The organism is Streptomyces sp. NPDC101393 (genome assembly GCF_044767385.1).
In the GTDB taxonomy this organism is placed as follows: domain Bacteria; phylum Actinomycetota; class Actinomycetes; order Streptomycetales; family Streptomycetaceae; genus Streptomyces.
The window spans coordinates 22,758-42,019 of sequence record NZ_JBIWNU010000003.1; the positions used below are offsets into that span (position 1 = coordinate 22,758).

Sequence of the window (19,262 nt, forward strand, 5' to 3'; positions counted from 1 at the left end):
TGGTCTCCCGCGGTCAGTTGATGGGTTCGTGAACGGTGACGAGCTTGGTGCCATCGGGGAAGGTGGCCTCGACCTGGACGTCGTGGATCATCTCCGGGATGCCCTCCATGACCTCGTCACGGGTGAGCACCTTGCGCCCGGAGGACATGAGCTCGGCGACCGTACGGCCGTCCCGGGCGCCCTCAAGGATGTGCACGGTCAGCAGCGCAATGGATTCCGGGTGGTTCAGCTTGAGCCCTCGGGACCGTCGCTTTTCAGCCACGTCTGCCGCCACATGAATCATCAGACGTTCCTGCTCATGCGGGGTCAGTTGCATACCTTCCACCTCACAGTCTTCCCGCCTGGGCCACGTTCGCCCAGGTCACAGGCGTGGACGCACCTGTATCGATAGATGTATCACACAATAATTAAAGGGCGAGCAAACCGGTTTCCAGCACCTGCCCATCAACGACCGTGGGCCTGGAGGCTAGTTCGGCGGGATTTCGACTGCGTTACATCCGAGGACATCCGCCGGGCCCTTCTTACGCCTGAGGTAACACGGCGTCCACTAACCGCCTGTCACGGCGCGGCGACCGCAGGACCCGCCGCCATTCGCGTCCCGATTCCCCGCATTGCTCACGAAATTGGTGGCGCGTTCCACAGCGCCGACGACGGCGCGGGCTTCCGAACGGCGGCGGGACGCACCCCCGCCCACCAGACCTTTTCCGCAATCCAGACATGTCCCGCTCCCCGAACGCGACTGTCCGGTATGCGCTCTTGACGAGTCCCACGAGGCTCGCAATCCTCATGTGCGCGTCAAATCAGCTCCGCACAACCCCCCACACCAGTATCGGAGCCACACCGTGACTCGCTCAGTTCGTACCCGCCGCGTCGTTCTCGCCGCGGGCGCCTGCACCGCCGTCGCCGCCCTGCTGGGCACCGCCGCGGTCGCCCAGGCCACCAGTGCCCCCACCCCTCTCGCCGCGCCGGACATCCCCGTGGCCAATGTCAAGGGGCACCTCGACAAGCTCCAGTCCATAGCCGACGACAACGGCGGCAACCGCGCCCACGGGCAGCCCGGCTACAAGGCGTCCGTCGACTACATCAAGAGCAAGCTGGACGCCGCCGGTTTCACCACCGAGGTCCAGGAGTTCGACAGCGGCGGCGCCAAGGGCTACAACCTCGTCGCCGACTGGCCCGGTGGCGACGACAGCAAGACCGTCATGGCGGGCGCACACCTGGACTCGGTCCAGGAGGGCCCCGGCATCAACGACAACGGTTCCGGCTCCGCCGGCATCCTGGAGGTCGCCCTCGCGGTCGCCAAGGCGGACCTCAAGCCCACCAAGCACCTGCGGTTCGGCTGGTGGGGCGACGAGGAGGACGGGATGGTCGGCTCCCAGAACTACGTCGAGAAGCTGGGCGCCGACAAGTCGAAGGTCGACTCGTACCTGAACTTCGACATGATCGGCTCCCCGAACCCGGGCTACTTCGTCTACGACGACGACACCCGCCTGGAGAAGGTCTTCAAGGACTGGTTCGCGAAGAAGGACATCGCCACCGAGATCGAGACCGAGGGCGACGGCCGCTCCGACCACGCCTCCTTCAAGGACGCCGGCATCCCCGTCGGCGGCCTCTTCTCCGGAGCCGACTACAAGAAGACCGAGAAGCAGGCGAAGGCCTGGGGCGGCGAGGCGGGCAAGGCGTTCGACGCCTGCTACCACCAGTCGTGCGACACGTCGAAGAACATCGACGACAAGGCGCTGGACAACAACACCGACGCCATCGCCAACGCGCTGTGGGAGCTGTCCTCCTGACTCCCGCCCCGCACTGAAAGGTCAGCTCTCGCGACCCGGCCGCCGATCCCCGGCGGCCGGGTCGCGGTGTTCTGCCGCGATGCCGAAGCGCCGCCGTTCGCCGGGAGCGGACGGCAGCTGCCGCACGGCGGAGACCGTGCTGATCACCTGCTCCTCCTCCGTCTCCGCGTCACGCTGCCCCAGCTCTTCGAGCAATTGCAGGTCAGCGGCGGACACCAGCGCCACCAGGGGCTTGCCGTGGCGGGTGACGACCACCCGCTCACTGCCGTAGACGACGCGGTTGATCAGATCCGCGAGCTCCGCCCGTGCTTGCGTCACCGGAATTTCGTAGGCCATGCCGCCATTCTAACTGGATGTACGTCCTGTACATTTTTTACGTAGCATTCGCCGAGGCTTTCCCGAGGAAGAGGAGCAGCCATGCTGCGACCGACGGCCCGCCATGTCCTTCCGGAGCTCACCGAGCGCACCTCCCACGGCACCCGCACCCTGGATCCGTACTCCAAGCTGCTCAGCGAGCGCATCGTCTTCCTGGGCACCCCCGTCGACGACGCCGCGGCCAACGACGTGATGGCCCAGTTCATGCATCTCGAACACGCCGCGCCCGACCAGGACATCTCGCTCTACATCAACTCTCCCGGCGGCTCGTTCACCGCGATGACCGCCATCTACGACACGATGCGCTTCGTCTCCTGCGACATCGAGACCGTCTGCCTGGGCCAGGCCGCCTCCGCCGCGGCGGTCCTGCTGGCCGCCGGCGCCCCCGGAAAGCGGCTGGCCCTGCCGGGCGCCCGGGTCCTCATCCATCAGCCCTCGTTCGGCGAACCGGTGCAGGGCCAGGCCACCGATCTGCAGATCAAGGCGGACGAACTGCTGCGCACCCGCGCCCTGCTGGAAGAGATGCTGGCGCGGCACACCGGGCAGTCCCGCGAACGGATCGCGGCCGACATCGAGCGCGACACGATCTTCGACGCCCCGGCCGCCAAGGAATACGGCCTGATCGACGCGCTCACCCGTACCCGCAAGCAGCCGTCGCCCGGCGCGCGGTGAGCCCGGATGCTACCCCCCGAACTGCCGCCGCTGCCCGCGCTGACGCGGGCCGAGGGAGATCTCATCGACCGCTATCTGGAGGTGATCGACCTGCTCGGCCGCATCAACCCGGCCCGTTGCGACGGCACCTACAGCAGCCTGCGGGCCGCCCAGGCCCTGGTCGGCAGAGCCACCGCGCTGCGTGATGCGCTGACCGTGATGCACGACCGCGGCGAGAGTGAACTGCATGCGGCGACACTGACCCGCGCGCTGCGGGTCTTGGGCGGTGAACGCCGCACCCGCCTGCTGACGGTCCCGGCGCCGCCCGACATCTGAGGCGACACAGTCCCGTCCGGCCCGCACGTACGGCGTAGCGTCCGTGCCTGCCATATGGGGGCGGCGAATTGCGTTGGGCGCACGCACTTCGTGCGGCACTTCATGTTTCGCCGCTGGTCCCGGGGCCGGAAGCCCCCTTCGAACTACCCCAAAAGGGACGTTTGTAACCAATCAGCCCAAATGTGGCGAATCTCACATAGGGCATTTTCAACTCGGATTTCGGGTGCGCGGTGCGTAACGATCCCTCCGACGACAAGACCCCGCCACAGCGACGGGGCGGTCCGGACGGGCGCCTTATCCTGCCGCCGTCCCGGATGTCCGGTCGACGCTGATGGATCGGCAGGAGCGGAGGACCCGAGCACGACGGGGCCACGGCCGCCACGGCCGACGGGCTCCTTGGGGTGAAGCCGTACGCAAGGCCGGGCATCTTCGCCTGCCCGAACCCGACAGGTCATCCTTCGCAGGCGGCTGACGAAGGGTCGCGCATGACCATGCGCATGTATGTGCCGAATCTGCTGGCACGAGCCGGCATCGTTTCCGCCCTCACCCTGGCCACCGTCGCGGGCACCACACTCGCCCCAGGAGGGACCACGGGCGCCGACGCGGCAGCCGTATCGGCCAAGGCGCTGCGGATCGCCGCCTCCAAAGAGGGCTCCCCCTACCAGTACGGCGCCATAGGACCACGCCGCTTCGACTGTTCGGGGCTGATGCTGTATTCGTTCCGGCGGGCGGGCAAGGCCCTGCCCCGTACGGCGACCGGTCAGTACCGTCGCACCCGGCACGTGCCGGCCGGCTCCCGCAGAACCGGTGACCTGGTCTTCTTCCATGCGGGCAAGGGCATTTACCACGTCGGCATCTACGCGGGCAGCAGCCAGGTCTGGCATGCGCCGAAGCCGGGCACCGTGGTGCGGCTGGAGAAGATCTGGAGCCGCTCGGTGTCGTACGGACGGGTCGGCTGACCGTACGGGCGGCGGGGCGTGCGGTGCTGACGGCGCGGGCGCCGGTCATCAGGCCAGCGCCAACTCCACCAGGAGGACGCCGCCCAGCACGGTCAGCAGCGCGCCCGTCGTGGCCTCCAGTGCGCGGGCGACCGTGGGGCGACGCAGCAGGCTGCCCAGCCGGTCGACGAGGAGGGCGACGGCGGGGAACCACACCAGGGCCATGGCGACGACCATCGTTGCCAGCAGCAAGGTGCGGGGCAGCGCGGGCCGGTCCGCGGGAACGAACTGCGGGAGCAGGCTGAGGAAGAGCACCGGCGCCTTGGGGTTGAGCGCATTGGCCAAAAAGCCCTGGCGCAGGCTCGCCGCGGTGCCGAGGCGGTGCGCCGGCACCGCGGCGTCCCCGCCGTCCTGCCCGGCGGACTCGGCGTCCCCGCTTGCCGCCGGGCGGCGGGCCGCCGCGATCAGCGCGCGCGACCCCAGGTACAACAGGTAGCCTCCGCCGAGGAGTTGGACCGCACCGAAGAGCGCGGGTACGGCGACGAGGACGGCCGCGAGCCCGGCCACCGCGAGCGCCGTGTGCACCAGCAGTCCGCCCGCGACGCCGACCGCGGCGGCCACCCCCGCCCGGCGCGAGTCGAGGGCGTTGCGCACCACGACCGCGAAGTCCGCGCCCGGCATGGCGACCATGCCCGCGGCGACTCCGGAAAAGGCGATCAGCTGTCCGTCCATGCAGCCAGCTTCGCCGGTCGGAGCCTTTAATGGGTATTGGCAATCTTCTTGGTCTGCCTGAAGAGGTTCTTATATGTACGACCCCACGCGGCTCGCTGCTCTGGTGGCGGTGGCGGAGGCCGGGTCGATCACCCGCGCCGCCGCCCGGCTGGGCTACACCGCGCCCGCGCTCTCGCAGCAGCTCGCCAAGCTGGAGCGGGAGGCCGGGGCGGCACTGCTGGTGCGCCACCACCGGGGCGCGCGGCTGACCGCGGCCGGGGAGCTGCTGCTCGTACGGGCCCGGCGGGTGCTGGACGAGCTGGATCTCGCCCGGCACGAGCTGTCCCGGCTGACGGGGCTGTCCGGTGGCCGGCTGCGGGTGGGCACGTTCATGACCGCCGGGACGCATCTGCTGCCGCCCGCGCTCAGCTCGTTCCGGCGGGCGCACCCCGATGTGGAGCTGAGCGTCACGGAGTACGTACCGCCGCTGGGGACGGCTGCGGTGGCGCTCGGCGAGGTGGATCTGGCGCTGACGCATGCGTATGTGCCGGGCGAGGTGTCGTCCGTCCCGGACGGGGTGCGGCTGGAGCCGCTGCTGACCGAGGAGCTGGTGCTCGTGACGGCCCCCGGGCACGCCCTCTCGGCGGGGAGCGGGCGGCTGCCGCTGGCCGCACTCGACGGGCAGCCGCTGGTCAGCATGGCGCCGGCCAACCCCAACCGGCGCGAGGTGGAGGAGGCGCTGGCGGCGGCCGGGGCGAGCGTGGCGGTGCGCTGTGAATCGCCGAGCTACGCGGTGGTGTGTGCGCTGGTGAGTGCGGGGCTCGGGGTGGCGGTGGTGCCGGAGATGATGGCCACCGGCTCGGTGACCCCGCTGGGGATCCGCCACCTGGACCGGGCCGAGCTGCACCGTACGATCTCGATCGCCTACCGCCCCGGCGGCGGCACCCCGGCGGCCGACACCCTGCGGGCCCTGCTGCACGGGGCGTTCACCCGGCACTCCCCCGCGCAGTGACGCGCGCGCTCAGGGCAGCACGAGGGTCCACGGCATCGCGATCCACACGGTCTTCCCGCCGGACGCGGTGGGCACGACCGTGAGCCGCCCGCCGGATTCCGCGGCGAGGAAGCGGATGATGACCATGCCCCGGCCGTTGTCCTGCTGAACCGCGGCCGGCAGCCGTTGGGGCCAGCGCGGACAGCTGTCGGTGACGCCGATGCGCAGCTGCTCATCGCGCTCCAGCCGCATGTCGACGGTGAACGTCGGTGACTGCCCGAAGGTGTGCTGGACGGCGTTGGTCGCGAGTTCGGAGACGATCAGGCGGACGGCGTCGGCGGTCCCGGTGTCGGCCGGCAGGCCCCATTCGCCGAGCACTCGCAGTACATGTCTTCGCGCGACGATGACCGAGGCCGGGTCGCTCGGCAGTGTGAGTGAGGATTCCTGGTGGTCTGCCATCGCGACGCCGTCCCTTTCCCGCCGAGGTCCGATTCCGGCGCATCCGCCGGGAAATCGAGATGCCGGTCGGGACACCGTTTCGGCCTCGGAATACTGCTTTGCGCCAGAGTGCCACCCAAGCTGCCGGTGTGGTGGTCGATCCACCAAGATATATATAAATCTGTCGCTCGAAGCGGTGAACTCTGCTACGCGAGAACGTATTTGAGCGCACGGATCCGAAACCAGGACCGACGCCGGAACCCACGCGCGAGGCTTCCCTCGCCAGGAGGCTGTATGCACAACGGAATCGCGGTGCGCCGCCGCAAATTGGGCGCGGAGTTACGGCGCCTGCGGTCCCTCACCGGGCTCACCAGCGGTGAGGCGGCCCGGCTGATGGGCTGGCACCAGTCGAAGGTCAGCCGCATCGAAACCGGCCGCAGCGGGCTGCGCCCCTCCGACGCGGAGCGATTACTCGACGCGTACGGCGTGACCGACGACGCGCTGCGCACGCTCCTCACGGCGCTGTGCGGGCGCGGCGCACGCGGCGCCCGCACAGCGGCCCGCCGGGAGTGGTGGCACGCCTACGGCGAGCTGCTGCCGCCCGCCTACCGCGATTTCCTCAGTCTGGAGGCGGAGGCCGCACACGCCCGTACCCTGGAGACGATGGTGGTTCCCGGGCTGCTGCAGACCCCCGACTACGCCCGTGCGGCCACCGCCGCCGCGCTGACCGGGCTGCCGCAGGAAAAGATCGACGCCCTGGTGGAGGTGCGGATCGCGCGCCAGTCGGTGCTGCGGGGCTCCCGTCCGCTGGAGGTGTCGGCGGTGCTGGACGAGGCGGTGCTGCGGCGGCCGGTGGGCGGTCCCGAGGTGATGGCCGCCCAGGTGCGGCATCTTCTGGAGATGTCCCGGCTGCCGCATATCCGTTTACAGATCATGCCGTTTTCCGCGGGTCCCCATATCGGCATCACCGGGCCTTTCGTCATCCTCTCCTTTCCGCTCACCCCGGACCTGGATGTGGTCGTTCTCGACCATTTGGTGAGCAGTCTCCATCTCGCACGGAAAGAAGAACTCAGGGCGTACGGCGACGCTTTCGCCACTCTGCGCGCGGACGCCCTCCCGTACGCGGAATCGCGTGAGGTCCTGGCCCGGTTCGCGGGCCTCCAGCGGGACGACGGCAGCGGATGAGAGCGCCCGGCCGGCGCACCGCCCTTCAGCGGCGGTCGGGCGCCGTGGCCACGATCGTGCCGACGGCCTCGTCGATCTGCGCGTCCGTCAGGTCCGCGCGGGCGGTGAGCCGCAGCCGGGAGATCCCGTCGGGCACGGACGGCGGACGGAAGCAGCCCACCTGGAGGGAGGCCTCGCGGCAGTCGGCGGCCCAGCGCACCGCCTGCTCCGGGGACGGAGCGCGTACGGAGACCACCGCGGCGTCCGGCCGGACCGCCGTCAGGCCCGCCGCCGTCAGCCTGCCGTGCAGCGCCCTGGCCACCTCCCCGGCCCGCGCCGCGCGCTGCGGTTCGCGGCGCAGCAGCCGGAGCGCCGCGAGCGCGCCACCGACGGCCGCCGGCGCGAGTCCGGTGTCGAAGATGAACGACCGGGCGGTGTTGACCAGATGCTCGATGACCCGGGCCGGGCCCAGCACGGCGCCGCCCTGGGAGCCGAGCGACTTGGAGAGCGTCACGGTGGCCACCACATCGCCGTCGCCGGCGAGCCGGGCGGCCGACAGTGCGCCGCGTCCGCCCTCGCCCAGCACCCCCAGCCCGTGCGCGTCGTCGACGACGAGCCCGGCGCCGTACGCCCGGCAGGCCTCGGCGAGGGCGGGCAGCGGCGCGGCATCCCCGTCGACCGAGAACACCGAGTCGGTGACCGCCAGTGCCCGCCCGTCGTGCCCGGCCAGCGCCGTGCGTACGGCTTCCGGACCGGCGTGCGGGACCACCGCGGTGCGGGCCCGGGAGAGGCGGCAGCCGTCGATCAGGGAGGCGTGGTTGCCGGCGTCGGAGACGATGAGGGTGCCGTCTGAGGTGAGGGCCGTGACGGCCGCGAGGTTCGCGGCATAACCAGAGGAAAGCACCAGAGCCGCCTCGAAGCCGCAGAATTCGGCGAGTTCATGCTCCAGCCGGGCGTGCAGCTCGGTGCTCCCGGTCACCAGCCGGGACCCGGTCGCGCCGGCGCCCCAGCGGTGTGCGGCCTGTGCCGCGCCCCGCGTGACCTCGGGATGGCGGGCCAGCCCCAGGTAGTCGTTGCTCGCCAGATCCAGCAGCGGGGACTCCGCGGGACGGGGCCGCAGGGTGCGGACGAGACCGGCGCGCCGGCGCTCGGCGCCCGCCGCGTCGATCCAGTCGAAGGCCGCACCGCGCACATCCCGCGGGGCCCCCTGGCCCGGCAGCGCGGGCGGTGCCGGCAGGGCGTCGTGGACCTGCGGCGGGGCGGAGTCCTGCAGCATCGGCATCCTTCTCGATTGTTGGCTGTCGATAGACGTTAGCGGTCGTTCCGCCAGGCCACGGTGTGGCGATACACACACCCCGATCCGTCGTCGTTGTGGGAATCCTCCTTGGCCGGGGGCGGTGGCGTAAGCAAGGATCAACGCCATGGACCTGCTGAACACACTGGTGGACAAGGGGCTGCGACGTGAGTTGCCGACCCGCGAAGAGGCGCTCGCCGTGCTGGCGACGTCCGACGACGAACTGCTCGATGTGGTGGCCGCGGCCGGGAAGGTACGCCGCCAGTGGTTCGGGCGGCGGGTCAAGCTCAACTATCTCGTCAACCTGAAGTCGGGCCTGTGCCCCGAGGACTGCTCGTACTGCTCCCAGCGGCTGGGCTCCAAGGCCGAGATCCTCAAGTACACCTGGATCAAGCCCGATGACGCCTCCAAGGCGGCCGCCGCGGGCGTGGCCGGCGGCGCCAAGCGCGTCTGCCTGGTCGCCAGTGGCCGCGGCCCCACGGACAAGGACGTCGACCGCGTCTCGCAGACCATCTCCGCCATCAAGGAGCAGAACGAGGGCATCGAGGTGTGCGCCTGCCTCGGTCTGCTCAGCGACGGCCAGGCCGGACGGCTGCGCGAGGCGGGCGCCGACGCGTACAACCACAACCTCAACACCTCGGAAGCCACCTACGGCGACATCTGCACCACCCATGACTTCGCCGACCGCGTCTCCACCGTCCAGCAGGCCCAGGCGGCAGGCATGTCGGCGTGTTCCGGGCTGATCGCCGGCATGGGCGAGACGGACGAGGACCTCGTCGACGTGGTCTTCGCGCTGCGCGACCTGGACCCCGACTCCGTCCCGGTCAACTTCCTCATCCCCATGGAGGGCACCCCGCTCGCGGGCGAGTGGAACCTCAACCCGCAGCGGGCGCTGCGCATCCTGGCGATGGTCCGGTTCGTCTGCCCGGACTCCGAGGTACGGCTGGCCGGCGGCCGCGAGGTGCACCTGCGCAGCCTGCAGCCTCTCGCCCTGCACCTGGTCAACTCCATCTTCCTCGGCGACTATCTGACCAGTGAGGGCCAGGCGGGCAAGGACGACCTCGCGATGATCGAGGACGCCGGCTTCGAGGTCGAGGGCGCCGAAACCACGACGCTCCCTCAGCACCGCAGGGCGGCGGACGCGGCCGCAGATGACGCGGACGCGGGGCAGCCGGCCGGTGCGGCCGAAACGCTCGCCGCCACCGTCCCCGCCCCCACCGAGGAAGCCCGCCGGAACCTCGTCTCGGTACGCCGCCGCGGCGCCGGCACCGACCTCCCGCCCAATGCCTGATCCGCTCACCCCCCGCGAACTGCTCGCCCTCGACCGGCAGCACGTCTGGCACCCTTACGGGCCGATGCCCGGCCGGTCCGAGCCGCTGCTGGTCGAGTCGGCGTCCGGCGTGCGCCTGCGCCTGGCCGAACCGGTCGAGGGCCAGGGCGAGCTGGTGGACGGCATGTCGTCGTGGTGGTCGGCGGTGCACGGCTACAACCACCCGGTTCTCAACGACGCCGCACGCGGCCAGTTGGACCGGATGAGCCATGTGATGTTCGGCGGGCTCACCCACGAGCCCGCCGTACGCCTGGCCAAGCGGCTGGTCGACATCACCCCCGAGCCGCTGCAGCACGTCTTCCTCGCCGACTCCGGATCGGTGTCGGTCGAGGTCGCCGTCAAAATGTGCCTCCAGTACTGGCGGTCGGTCGGACAGCCCCGCAAGCAACGGCTGTTGACGTGGCGCGGCGGCTATCACGGCGACACCTGGCAGCCGATGTCCGTCTGCGACCCCGACGGCGGAATGCACGAACTGTGGCAGGGCGCGCTGCCGCGCCAGATCTTCGCCGACGCACCGCCGGCCGGCTTCGACGCCGCGCCCGACGAGGCGTACGCGGCGCATCTGCGCGACCTGATCGCCCGGCACACCGATGAGCTGGCCGCGGTCATCGTGGAGCCCGTGGTGCAGGGCGCGGGCGGGATGTCCTTCCACTCCCCCGGCTATCTCCGGGTGCTGCGGGAGGCCTGCGACGCGCACGGCGTGCTGCTCGTCTTCGACGAGATCGCGACCGGCTTCGGCCGTACCGGCACCCTCTTCGCCGCCGAACAGGCCGCCGTCGCACCGGATGTGATGTGTGTCGGCAAGGCCCTGACCGGCGGCTATCTCACCCTGGCGGCGACGCTGTGCACGACCGCCGTCGCGGACGGCATCTCCCGCGGCGACGTGCCCGTGCTGGCCCACGGCCCGACGTTCATGGGCAACCCGCTCGCCGTCGCCGTCGCCGACGCCTCCATCGGCCTGCTGCTCTCGTACGACTGGGCGCAGGAGGTCGCACGGATCGAGGCCGGCCTCCGGGACGGTCTGGCCGCGGCCCGGGACATCCCGGGGGTGCGGGACGTCCGCGTCCTGGGCGCGATCGGAGTCGTGCAGCTCGACCACGAGGTGGACATGGCCGCGGCGAGCCGCGCCGCGATCCGAGCGGGAGTCTGGCTGCGCCCGTTCCGGGACCTGATCTACACCATGCCGCCGTACATCACCGGCGACGACGATGTGGCCCGGATCTGCGCGGCAGTCGGCGCGGCGGCCGAGGCGGGCTGACCTCGGCCCACCTCCCCCGCCTCACCCCTTTCACCCCTTTCACCCCTTTCACCCCTGCACCCCCTCACCATCGTCATCAGAGAGTCGGAGGCCACCATGTCGGTGCTCTTCGTGACCGGCACGGGCACGGAAATCGGCAAGACCATCAGTACCGCCGCCATCGCCGCCACGGCGCTCGGCCAGGGGCGCTCGGTCGCGGTGCTCAAGCCGGCGCAGACCGGTGTCACCCCCCACGAGGCGGGCGACGCGGCCGAGGTCGAGCGGCTGGCCGGCCCGGTCACCACCCTCGAACTGGCCCGCTATCCGGACCCGTTGGCCCCCGCGACCGCGGCACACCGGGCCGGTATGCCGCCGGTCACGCCCGCCGGGATCGCCGAGGCCGCCGCCAAGCTCGACGCCTCGCACGATCTGGTCCTGGTCGAGGGCGCCGGCGGCCTCCTCGTACGCTTCGACGCCGAGGGCAACACCCTCGCCGACGCCGCGCGGCTGGCGGGCGCGCCCGTCGTGGTGGTCGCGCAGGCCGGCCTGGGCACGCTCAACGCCACCGCGCTGACCGCGCTGGCCCTGCGCACATACGGACTCGAATCCCCCGGCGTGATCGTCGGCAGCTGGCCCGCGGTCCCTGACCTCGCCTCCCGCTGCAACCTCGCGGACCTTCCGACCGCCGCCGGTGCCCCCCTTCTCGGCCTGGTCCCGGAAGGCTCCGGCGCCCTGCCGCCGCACGACTTCCGCGCGGCGGCCCCCGGCTGGCTCGCGCCTGCCCTCGGCGGGTCGGGCACCTGCGACGGCCGGGGTCCGGGCCCCGCCGGCACGGCCTGATCCGCCCCACGACGCCCTAAGCCGTCTCGTGTCCGGCGGTTCCGTTGATCCTCTCGATCGCCTGGCGGGCCTGGTCCCCCGGGGAGCGGGCCGACAGGGAGGTCGGGGTGGCGGAGGCCGTGGGCACCGCGGTGGGCTGGGACCGCTCCTGAGGCGGCAGTTTGGCGTGGGCCGCGGACTGCCGGGTGCGCAGCCGGTGGCCGGCCGCCTCGTCGAGGGTCACCGGGCGCTGGAGCTGGGCGGCGAGCCGTCCGGCTTCCTGCCCGAGGGCGGCGACGTCCTCCCACTGCAAGCGGAGCACCAGACGCACTTCGGCGTCTCCGTCGGGCAGGGCGTGCAGCTGGGGGTTACTGGGGTCGGTCATGAGCCCGTCCTCACGTCTCGGATCGATGCCCCGCAGGGGAGCGCCCGCTCTTGGCCCGGAGCGGACAGTGAGTGATACGGGGATGCGGCGGGTCCCGTTCAGTCGCTCATCGGCCCGATGCGCGGCAAAGCCGTCCGATGACGCTGCGCCGGGCGGGTGACGACACAGGGTGAGCGGGGTTCCGGGGCTCCGCTCGCTGCCCTGCGGGGGTGCCCGGCTGGTGCCAGACTTGAGGCACCGCGCCCGGCCGCCGGCGGGGCCCCTGCCTGCAAGGGGAGCGACATGACCTGGGCATCGTGGACCACCATCGGCATACACGCCCGCCGCGGCACGGTCCGTACCGTGGAGGCCGGCGTGCTCGAAGGCGACGTCACCCTCCATACGACGTGGTCGGACGGCGAGGCGCACATCGCTGTGCAGTACTCCGGGGCGAACGACTGGTACACCTTGGAGGGGAGCCCCGTCCCCTGCCATTCGGAAGAGGACAGCCGCAGCTTCCATCAGGCGGTCGTCGAAGCCGTACGCGGCGAGGAGGGCGCGCCCGCTCTCGACCAGCTCTTCAGCTCGTAGAGGTCTGTCGTGCCGTAGGGCCAGGGGCCTGCCGTGTGCATCCGGCCGCGGTCCTGTGGCGCGGTGTCGGTCCTGACGACGCCGTTGTGCCGGCCTGCAACCAGTGGAGGAGTTCGTGCCGCCGGAGTCGTCCGCTGGGGCGATGTCGGCCGCCCGCCTGCCGCATACCGTGACAACCGGTGTCGTGAACGGAAATCATGCGAGAGAAGCGGCGGGCAGCATGTCGGAGATTGTCGATCTGGAAGCCTACGGTGCGGACTTCGCGGCGGACCCCTACCCGTATTACGCGAAGATGCGCGCCCAGGGGCCGGTGCACCACGCGCGCCTCCCCAACGGCATGGAAGTGCGGCTGGTCGTCGGCCACGAAGCCGTCCGGTCCGCGCTGAACGACTCCCGGCTCAACAAGGACTGGCGGGCCGCCGGCCTGACGCGGGAGGTCGACGAGTCCGCGCTGTTCCACCACATGCTGGACATGGACCCGCCGCACCACACCCGGTTGCGGAAGCTCGTCGCGAGGGAGTTCACGGCCCGCCGCGTCGAGGCGCTCCGCCCCCGGGTGCAGCAGATCACCGACGAGCTGCTGGACGCGATGGCCGCCGCCCCGGACGGACGCGCCGATCTGGTGGAGGCGCTCGCCTTCCCGCTGCCCATCACGGTCATCTGCGAACTGCTGGGCGTTCCCTCCATGGAGCGGGAGGCCTTCCGGGCCTGGTCGAACGAGCTGGTGGCGCCGACCGGCGAGGAGGCGGCGCAGGAGGCCGTCAAGGCGATGACGGCCTACCTCGTCGAGCTGATCGACATCAAGCGGGGCACCCCGGGCGATGACCTGCTCAGTGCCCTGGTCCGCACCAGCGACGAGGACGGCGACCGCCTCTCCCGCGACGAACTGGTCGGCATGGCGTTCCTGCTCCTGGTGGCGGGACACGAGACGACCGTCAATCTGCTGTCCAATGGCATGCGGGCCCTGCTCTCGCATCCCACCCAGCTCGCCGCGCTGCGGGCCGATGGTTCCCTGCTGGACAACGCCGTGGAGGAGATGCTGCGTTACGACGGCCCGGTGGAGACGGCGACCTGGCGTTTCGCGTCGGAGCCGATCGACATCGGCGGTAGCCGCATCCCCGCCGGGTCGGCCGTGGTGCTCGTGCTCGCCTCCGCCTCGCGCGATCCCGAACAGTTCGCCGCCGCGGACGACTTCGACATCCGACGGGAGACGCGCGGCCATGTCGCCTTCGGCCACGGCATCCACTTCTGCCTCGGCGCCCCGCTGGCCCGTCTGGAGGCGCGGATCGCGATTCGCGCCCTCCTGGACCGCTTCCCCGGGCTCGCCCTGGACGCCGACCCCAACGCCCTTGACTGGCGTCACGGGATGCTGATCCGAGGACCGCTGCACCTTCCGATCCGCTGGAGCTGAGCCGCGGATCCGTAGGGGCCGGGCCCGCTCCCACCCGGGCCCGGCCCCTACGCACAACTCCCCGTTCAGCAGCTCAAGTTGGCGCCAGGCGTGGTCCCCAGGACCTCAACGAAGCGCTTGTAGCTGTCGATCCGGCTCTGCACCTGTCCGGGGTTGCCGCCATTGCACTCGATGGAACCGTTGATGCTGCGGATGGTCTCGCCGAAGCCCGCGCCGTTGACCATCGCCTGATGCGGGGTCATCGTGCCGGGCCCGGTCTGCGTGTTCCAGTACCAAAGGGCGGTCTTCCAGGCGACAGCGGCGTCCTGCTCCACCAGATACGGGTTGTTCAGCAGGTCGATGCCGAGCGCGTCGCCCGCCGCCTTGTAGTTGAAGTTCCAGCTCAGCTGGATCGGGCCGCGGCCGTAGTACGCGGCCTGGCCGGCCGGGCAGCCGTACGGCTGGGTCGCGTCGCAGTAGTGCGGGTAGTTGCCGGTGTTCTGCTCCACCACGTAGACGAGACCGCCGGTCTCATGGCTGACGTTCGCGAGGAACGCCGCGGCTTCCTGGCGCTTGACCGTGTCACTCCCGGCGTTCGCGAACTCCGGATACGCGCTGAGCGCCGCGGTCAGACCGCTGTACGTATAGAACGGATTCCGGTTCGGGAACATCTGGTTGAACTGCGCTTCGCTGACGACGAACCCCTCGGCCTTCACGTCCGCCCCTGCCACCGCGGTGCCGGCGCAGGCCCCCTGGTCCGACCAGACGCCGGCGTGGCCGGGCGCCTCACTGTGCGTGGCCCGCTTCGCCGACCAGTTGTGCCCGTCGTACGAGGCGGACTTCCCTCCGGCGTACGCAGCCGAGGCGTCCCAGGGGGTGCCGCAACCCGAGGTGGCGGACGCGGGCGTGGCCGGCACGAAGAGGGCGACGCCCACGGCCATGGTGGCCGCGCTCAGCAGTGCGGCAGTACGGGACCTGACGACCTGCGACCTGACGATACGTGAGCTCATGCATGACTCCTTCGCACGGCCGGACGCCGGACGGGGCAACGGCCGCTGTGGGGGGGGTGCGTTGAGATGGCGCTCAGCGAGAGGGACGCCCGCCGACGGGTGGGTGAACGGCGGCAGGCGAACGGCGGACCGCGAACGGATGGGGTTGCGGTCTAGACCAGCGTCAGGTTAGGGCGATCGCCGCACTCACGTCCATACCAATGCACGTGGCCCTTGCGGCCAACAGGGCCCGGCAGGGGCCCAGTCCGCCATCGGACGGCGCCGCAGGACGTGTGTAACCTGCGAACTCTCGGACAGGCGGATCCAGTTGCCGGAGGGATCGTCGACGATCGCCCGAAGCAGGGGCCGCCGGTACGGCGCTCCGCCGCTTCCGGTCCCGCCCCTTCAGTCGTCAGCGGTAACCGAGGTCACCTGCGGGGAGGTTGCGGTCCTGGACCTCCACCATGTAGCGCCAGCAGTCGGGCTGGGTGCCGTCGGTGTCGGTGAATCCGTAGCGGAGGGCCAGTTGCCCGCTGGAGACGACCTGGCCCGTCCAGCGCGCGACGTCCGGGTCGGCGGCCAGGGCGACCACCGCGCGGGCGACGAACGCCGGGGACTCGGAGATGCAGAAGTGCGGCACCCGCCGGGTCGCGTCCCGCCAGTTCCCCTCGGTCACGCCGAAGGCCTCCAGCATCTTCTCCGAACGCAGCCAGCCGGGAGTCACAGCGACGGCCACGCCCCGGTGCGGGGCGAGCTCGTGGCTCTGTGCGCCCGTCATCCGCTGGACGGCCGCCTTGACCAGGTCGTAGTAGAAGCCCTCGTGGTGGCGGTACGCGACGTTGTACTCCGCCGTCCCGTCCGTCATCTCGACCACCAGCCCACCGGGGTGACGGATCAGCAGCGGCAACGCGTGGTGGCTGGTGATGGCGTGGGTGTCGATCCCCATGCGCAGCATCCGCAGGCCCCCGGCGAGATCGTGCTCCCACAGGGTCGTGCCGAACTGGGCATATCTGTCGCCGCCGAAAATGTCATTGACGAGCACGTCGAGGCGTCCGTGCTCGTCATCGATGCGCCGGACGAGGTCGCGCACCTCGTCACTGTCGAGGTGGTCCACCCGCAAGGCCGTCCCCGCACCGCCCGCGGCGGCGATCAGCTCACCGGTCTCCTCGATGGTCTCCGGACGGTCGATCTCCGACCGGCCGTGCACACCGCTGCTGCTGCGCCCCGTCGCGTAGACCGTGGCACCCGCACGGGCGAGCTCCACGGCGATGGCCCGTCCGGCACCGCGCGTGGCACCGGCGACCAGCGCCACCTTCCCGTCGAGCACGCCTGACCGCGCGGTGTCCTGTCCGGCTGTGGTGTCCATGTGCGTGTGCGCCTTCCTCGATCGGGGCCCGGGGGAACGCGGGAGCGGAGGCCGGCGCGGAGTCCGGGAGAGCGGGCCCCGGCATCGGGACTTTGCGGGGCGGGAGCGTGCGCCTGGATCGGGCCTGTGAGGGGTGCGCCGGGTCCCGGGGGTGCGCTCGGTGGCGGGCTCCGCTTCGCGCCCGGGGCTACGCGCACAGGATGCCTGGCCCGCCCTTCGCCACCTACTCAGGCGCGCCGGGGGCGGCACGACGCCGCGCTGGGCCGCCTCGCGCCCGGTCCGGCGCCACACCCGCGCGGCTCGTGCTCAGGAGTTCAGTGGCCGCGCCGTCAGCGGTGTCCGGGGGACCTGGTGTCCGCCGCTGGCCAGCATCCGCACCTCGCGCCGGTCACTGATCTCGGCGCGGACGATTCCCGTGTCGTCCTCGTAGATCGGATAGCCGCCGGCCCCCGCCTTTTCGGTGCGGCGCACCACCACGACGTCGTCCTCCACGACGAACGCCTGAAAGACGAGCTCGTATCGTTCCGGGTATTCCATGGGGGCCTCCCGACAAAGCGCGGCAGGGGCCTGAAGCGTCGCTCCGCGTTTGCTCCGCTGCACACCGGTGTACCTGGGCGCCCCTCCATCGTCCCGCACAGCCGCCCGCCCCGCCTCAGGAGAAGCGCGCGGGCGGCAGGCCGGGGAGGGCGGGTCGCCGGGTGTGCGGCAGCCCGTGTGCAGCGACCCGCCTCGGCGAGGCGAGGGCGTTGGAAAAAACCGACCCGCCGTTCGCATCGGCGCTCTAGGATCCCCAGGCATGCCCAGTGATGCGACGACCAGCACCTTTCCCGCGAATATCGCGACCGACGCACAGATGACCCCTGCGCAGATAGTGAGCGCGGCCCTGGAACGGATCGTGGCCGGCTATGTCTTTCCGCAGCGGGCCGTGGAGATCGACGCGGCGATCCGGAACCGGATCGACGCCGGGGAGTACGACGAGGTGAGCGGCGCCGCGTTCTGCGAGCGCGTGACCGCTCACCTTCAGGAGGTCTGCGGGGACAAACACCTCAGGCTGCTCTGGCAGGACGAGCCGCGGGCCCCGGAAGCCCCGGATGACGACGGCCGGGCCGATTTCCTCGCGCTCATGCGGGCCGAGAACCAGGGCATACGCCGCGTCGAGCAGCTCGACGGCAATATCGGCCTCCTCGAAATCCGGCGGATCGCCGACGCCGCCATCGGCGGCCGTGCGATCGGCGCGGCGATGGAGCTGGTCGCCCACACCCGTGCCCTCATCCTCGATCTGCGGGAATGCCGCGGCGGTTATCCCTCGGGCGCGAACCTGTGGTCCAGCTTCTTCTTCCCCGACGACGAGGTGCACCTCAACGACATCTACGAGCGCTCCACCGACTCCACCCGGCAGTACTGGACCGTCGCCCACCTCCCCGCGCCGCGCTATCCGGAGGACCGCCCGGTCTACGTGCTGACCAGCGAGGTCACGTTCTCCGGCGGCGAGGACGTGGCGTACACCCTGCAGGCGCACGGCCGCGCCACCGTGGTCGGCGAGACGACCCGCGGCGGTGCGCACCCGACCGCGCGGCATCCGGTGACGGCGCACATCACGGTGACCGTGCCGACGGCCCGGTCCATCAACGCCGTGACGGGGACCAACTGGGAAGGCGTGGGCGTCATCCCGGACCTCGCCGCGCCGGCCGGTCAGGCGCTTGAGGCCGCGCACCGGAAGGCGCTGGAGGAGACGGAATCCCGCGAGGCGTAACGGGAGACGAGGTGTAGCGGGAGGCGGCGCGGCCGGCGCTCAGGCGGTGCCGCGGCCGGCCGCGCCGAAGCCGGACTGCCAGGCCCACAGGTGGGTGCAGTTGGGGCACTGGAGGTGCAGGACGCTGCCCTTGTTGGACAGCAGATAGCGCCAGTGACGGTGGCAGGTGCGGCCGTCGAGGCAGGCCGTGCAGTCCTGGTGGTCCTGGCATCCGGGGCAGGGCACCCAGGCGCGGCGGCCGATGTCGGCGGTCGGGTCGAGCGGGAGCACGGTCAGTCCTGCCCGGACGCCGGCAGGACACCGGCGGTGACCAGCATGTCGTAGGTCGCCTGCTGCTCCGCGTCCAGACCGGAGTAGAGCAGGCGCTGCGCCGCCGACTCGGCCTCCATCACCTCGACGGGGTTCCAGGTGTCCCCCAGCGCCGCCAGGACTTCGGTCCGCCGCCGTGCTTCGTGGTCGGCGAGGTCCACGTCGAATATCTGGTGGTCCGAGGTGTTGCGGTCGGTCATGTTCGCTTCCGATGCCAGTGCGGTGCGGATGATGCGCACGTGTCTACCAAGCGCGACGGCCTTGAGGAAGCGTCAGGCAAAGACCCGCCAGAACGACCGGGAGCGCCACAGCGCGGCGGCTACCGCGGGCGAGGATGCCATTCGGCCCATAACGCCCATAACGGAATAGGGCATGAGGCAATTGCCCGTTTTGTTGGCTCTCGGTGGGCCATAGGCCGGCGTG

Annotated in this window: 23 protein-coding genes and 1 riboswitch; of the genes, 12 read left to right on the forward strand and 11 right to left on the reverse strand. The window is 71.1% G+C overall.

Annotated elements, in window-relative coordinates:
* Positions 1-13: 13 nt before the first annotated feature.
* Positions 14-316, reverse strand: coding sequence for an urease subunit gamma (locus ACIRQ7_RS09985; protein ID WP_401477124.1), 303 nt, complete (start codon positions 314-316; stop codon positions 14-16).
* Positions 317-842: 526 nt separating this feature from the next.
* On the opposite strand from ACIRQ7_RS09985, the gene ACIRQ7_RS09990 reads away from it, so the two are divergent.
* On the forward strand, positions 843-1,793 hold the full coding sequence (locus ACIRQ7_RS09990; protein ID WP_404261398.1) for a M28 family metallopeptidase: 951 nt from the start codon (positions 843-845) through the stop codon (positions 1,791-1,793).
* A 21-nt stretch (positions 1,794-1,814) separates the two neighbouring features.
* Here the strand turns inward: ACIRQ7_RS09990 and ACIRQ7_RS09995 are convergent, their stop codons facing one another.
* Positions 1,815-2,129, reverse strand: coding sequence for a type II toxin-antitoxin system Phd/YefM family antitoxin (locus ACIRQ7_RS09995; protein ID WP_404261400.1), 315 nt, complete (start codon positions 2,127-2,129; stop codon positions 1,815-1,817).
* An 81-nt stretch (positions 2,130-2,210) separates the two neighbouring features.
* Between ACIRQ7_RS09995 and ACIRQ7_RS10000 the strand changes: the two genes are divergently transcribed.
* The 3 genes from ACIRQ7_RS10000 to ACIRQ7_RS10010 all read left to right on the forward strand — a co-directional run bounded on the left by ACIRQ7_RS10000 (position 2,211) and on the right by ACIRQ7_RS10010 (position 4,114).
* Complete coding sequence (locus tag ACIRQ7_RS10000) at positions 2,211-2,840, forward strand: ATP-dependent Clp protease proteolytic subunit (protein ID WP_404261402.1); 630 nt, start codon at positions 2,211-2,213, stop codon at positions 2,838-2,840.
* A 6-nt stretch (positions 2,841-2,846) separates the two neighbouring features.
* Positions 2,847-3,155, forward strand: coding sequence for a hypothetical protein (locus ACIRQ7_RS10005; protein ID WP_404261404.1), 309 nt, complete (start codon positions 2,847-2,849; stop codon positions 3,153-3,155).
* A gap of 316 nt (positions 3,156-3,471) precedes the next feature.
* Positions 3,472-3,637: riboswitch (cyclic di-AMP (ydaO/yuaA leader) on the forward strand.
* 3 nt (positions 3,638-3,640) lie between these two features.
* Complete coding sequence (locus ACIRQ7_RS10010) at positions 3,641-4,114, forward strand: C40 family peptidase (RefSeq protein ID WP_404261406.1); 474 nt, start codon at positions 3,641-3,643, stop codon at positions 4,112-4,114.
* A gap of 48 nt (positions 4,115-4,162) precedes the next feature.
* Here the strand turns inward: ACIRQ7_RS10010 and ACIRQ7_RS10015 are convergent, their stop codons facing one another.
* Positions 4,163-4,825: a LysE family translocator gene (locus ACIRQ7_RS10015; protein WP_404261408.1), complete on the reverse strand. Its 663-nt coding sequence runs from the start codon at positions 4,823-4,825 to the stop codon at positions 4,163-4,165.
* A 73-nt stretch (positions 4,826-4,898) separates the two neighbouring features.
* Here ACIRQ7_RS10015 and ACIRQ7_RS10020 point away from each other — a divergent pair, with 73 nt between their 5' ends.
* Entirely contained in the window at positions 4,899-5,816 is a 918-nt protein-coding gene (locus ACIRQ7_RS10020; RefSeq protein WP_404261410.1) for a LysR family transcriptional regulator, read from the forward strand.
* Positions 5,817-5,825: 9 nt separating this feature from the next.
* On the opposite strand, the gene ACIRQ7_RS10025 is transcribed toward ACIRQ7_RS10020, so the two are convergent.
* Complete coding sequence (locus tag ACIRQ7_RS10025; protein ID WP_401477106.1) at positions 5,826-6,254, reverse strand: ATP-binding protein; 429 nt, start codon at positions 6,252-6,254, stop codon at positions 5,826-5,828.
* Positions 6,255-6,527: 273 nt separating this feature from the next.
* On the opposite strand from ACIRQ7_RS10025, the gene ACIRQ7_RS10030 reads away from it, so the two are divergent.
* On the forward strand, positions 6,528-7,418 hold the full coding sequence (locus ACIRQ7_RS10030; RefSeq protein WP_404261412.1) for a helix-turn-helix domain-containing protein: 891 nt from the start codon (positions 6,528-6,530) through the stop codon (positions 7,416-7,418).
* A gap of 25 nt (positions 7,419-7,443) precedes the next feature.
* Here ACIRQ7_RS10030 and ACIRQ7_RS10035 read toward each other — a convergent pair whose 3' ends face one another.
* On the reverse strand, positions 7,444-8,673 hold the full coding sequence (locus ACIRQ7_RS10035; protein WP_404262278.1) for an 8-amino-7-oxononanoate synthase: 1,230 nt from the start codon (positions 8,671-8,673) through the stop codon (positions 7,444-7,446).
* A 145-nt stretch (positions 8,674-8,818) separates the two neighbouring features.
* On the opposite strand from ACIRQ7_RS10035, the gene bioB reads away from it, so the two are divergent.
* From bioB to bioD, 3 genes are all read left to right on the forward strand, one after another.
* On the forward strand, positions 8,819-9,982 hold the full coding sequence (gene bioB, locus ACIRQ7_RS10040; RefSeq protein WP_404261413.1) for a biotin synthase BioB: 1,164 nt from the start codon (positions 8,819-8,821) through the stop codon (positions 9,980-9,982).
* Positions 9,975-11,279, forward strand: coding sequence for an adenosylmethionine--8-amino-7-oxononanoate transaminase (locus tag ACIRQ7_RS10045; RefSeq protein WP_404261415.1), 1,305 nt, complete (start codon positions 9,975-9,977; stop codon positions 11,277-11,279). The genes bioB and ACIRQ7_RS10045 overlap by 8 nt, the downstream gene beginning before the upstream one ends.
* A gap of 96 nt (positions 11,280-11,375) precedes the next feature.
* On the forward strand, positions 11,376-12,098 hold the full coding sequence (bioD, locus tag ACIRQ7_RS10050; RefSeq protein ID WP_404261416.1) for a dethiobiotin synthase: 723 nt from the start codon (positions 11,376-11,378) through the stop codon (positions 12,096-12,098).
* Between the two features lie 16 nt (positions 12,099-12,114).
* Here the strand turns inward: bioD and ACIRQ7_RS10055 are convergent, their stop codons facing one another.
* Positions 12,115-12,462, reverse strand: a complete 348-nt coding sequence (locus ACIRQ7_RS10055) for a hypothetical protein (RefSeq protein ID WP_401477091.1) — start codon at positions 12,460-12,462, stop codon at positions 12,115-12,117.
* Positions 12,463-12,744: 282 nt separating this feature from the next.
* Between ACIRQ7_RS10055 and ACIRQ7_RS10060 the strand changes: the two genes are divergently transcribed.
* Both ACIRQ7_RS10060 and ACIRQ7_RS10065 read left to right on the forward strand, forming a co-directional pair.
* Positions 12,745-13,032 (forward strand): hypothetical protein, encoded by a 288-nt coding sequence (locus ACIRQ7_RS10060; protein ID WP_401477088.1) that lies wholly within the window; start codon positions 12,745-12,747, stop codon positions 13,030-13,032.
* A gap of 220 nt (positions 13,033-13,252) precedes the next feature.
* Positions 13,253-14,443 carry a cytochrome P450 gene (locus tag ACIRQ7_RS10065; RefSeq protein ID WP_404261417.1) on the forward strand — a complete coding sequence of 397 codons (1,191 nt, stop codon included), beginning with the start codon at positions 13,253-13,255 and terminating at the stop codon, positions 14,441-14,443.
* Positions 14,444-14,508: 65 nt separating this feature from the next.
* Here ACIRQ7_RS10065 and ACIRQ7_RS10070 read toward each other — a convergent pair whose 3' ends face one another.
* From ACIRQ7_RS10070 to ACIRQ7_RS10080, 3 genes are all read right to left on the reverse strand, one after another.
* On the reverse strand, positions 14,509-15,432 hold the full coding sequence (locus ACIRQ7_RS10070; RefSeq protein WP_404261418.1) for a glycoside hydrolase family 19 protein: 924 nt from the start codon (positions 15,430-15,432) through the stop codon (positions 14,509-14,511).
* Between the two features lie 391 nt (positions 15,433-15,823).
* Positions 15,824-16,777: an SDR family oxidoreductase gene (locus tag ACIRQ7_RS10075; protein ID WP_404261419.1), complete on the reverse strand. Its 954-nt coding sequence runs from the start codon at positions 16,775-16,777 to the stop codon at positions 15,824-15,826.
* 306 nt (positions 16,778-17,083) lie between these two features.
* Complete coding sequence (locus tag ACIRQ7_RS10080; RefSeq protein WP_401477076.1) at positions 17,084-17,314, reverse strand: DUF6296 family protein; 231 nt, start codon at positions 17,312-17,314, stop codon at positions 17,084-17,086.
* Positions 17,315-17,573: 259 nt separating this feature from the next.
* Here ACIRQ7_RS10080 and ACIRQ7_RS10085 point away from each other — a divergent pair, with 259 nt between their 5' ends.
* Positions 17,574-18,530, forward strand: a complete 957-nt coding sequence (locus tag ACIRQ7_RS10085) for a S41 family peptidase (RefSeq protein WP_404261421.1) — start codon at positions 17,574-17,576, stop codon at positions 18,528-18,530.
* A 39-nt stretch (positions 18,531-18,569) separates the two neighbouring features.
* Here ACIRQ7_RS10085 and ACIRQ7_RS10090 read toward each other — a convergent pair whose 3' ends face one another.
* On the reverse strand, positions 18,570-18,800 hold the full coding sequence (locus ACIRQ7_RS10090; RefSeq protein ID WP_404261423.1) for a hypothetical protein: 231 nt from the start codon (positions 18,798-18,800) through the stop codon (positions 18,570-18,572).
* A 2-nt stretch (positions 18,801-18,802) separates the two neighbouring features.
* Positions 18,803-19,039: a DUF6400 family protein gene (locus ACIRQ7_RS10095; protein ID WP_404261425.1), complete on the reverse strand. Its 237-nt coding sequence runs from the start codon at positions 19,037-19,039 to the stop codon at positions 18,803-18,805.
* Between the last annotated feature and the right edge of the window lie 223 nt (positions 19,040-19,262).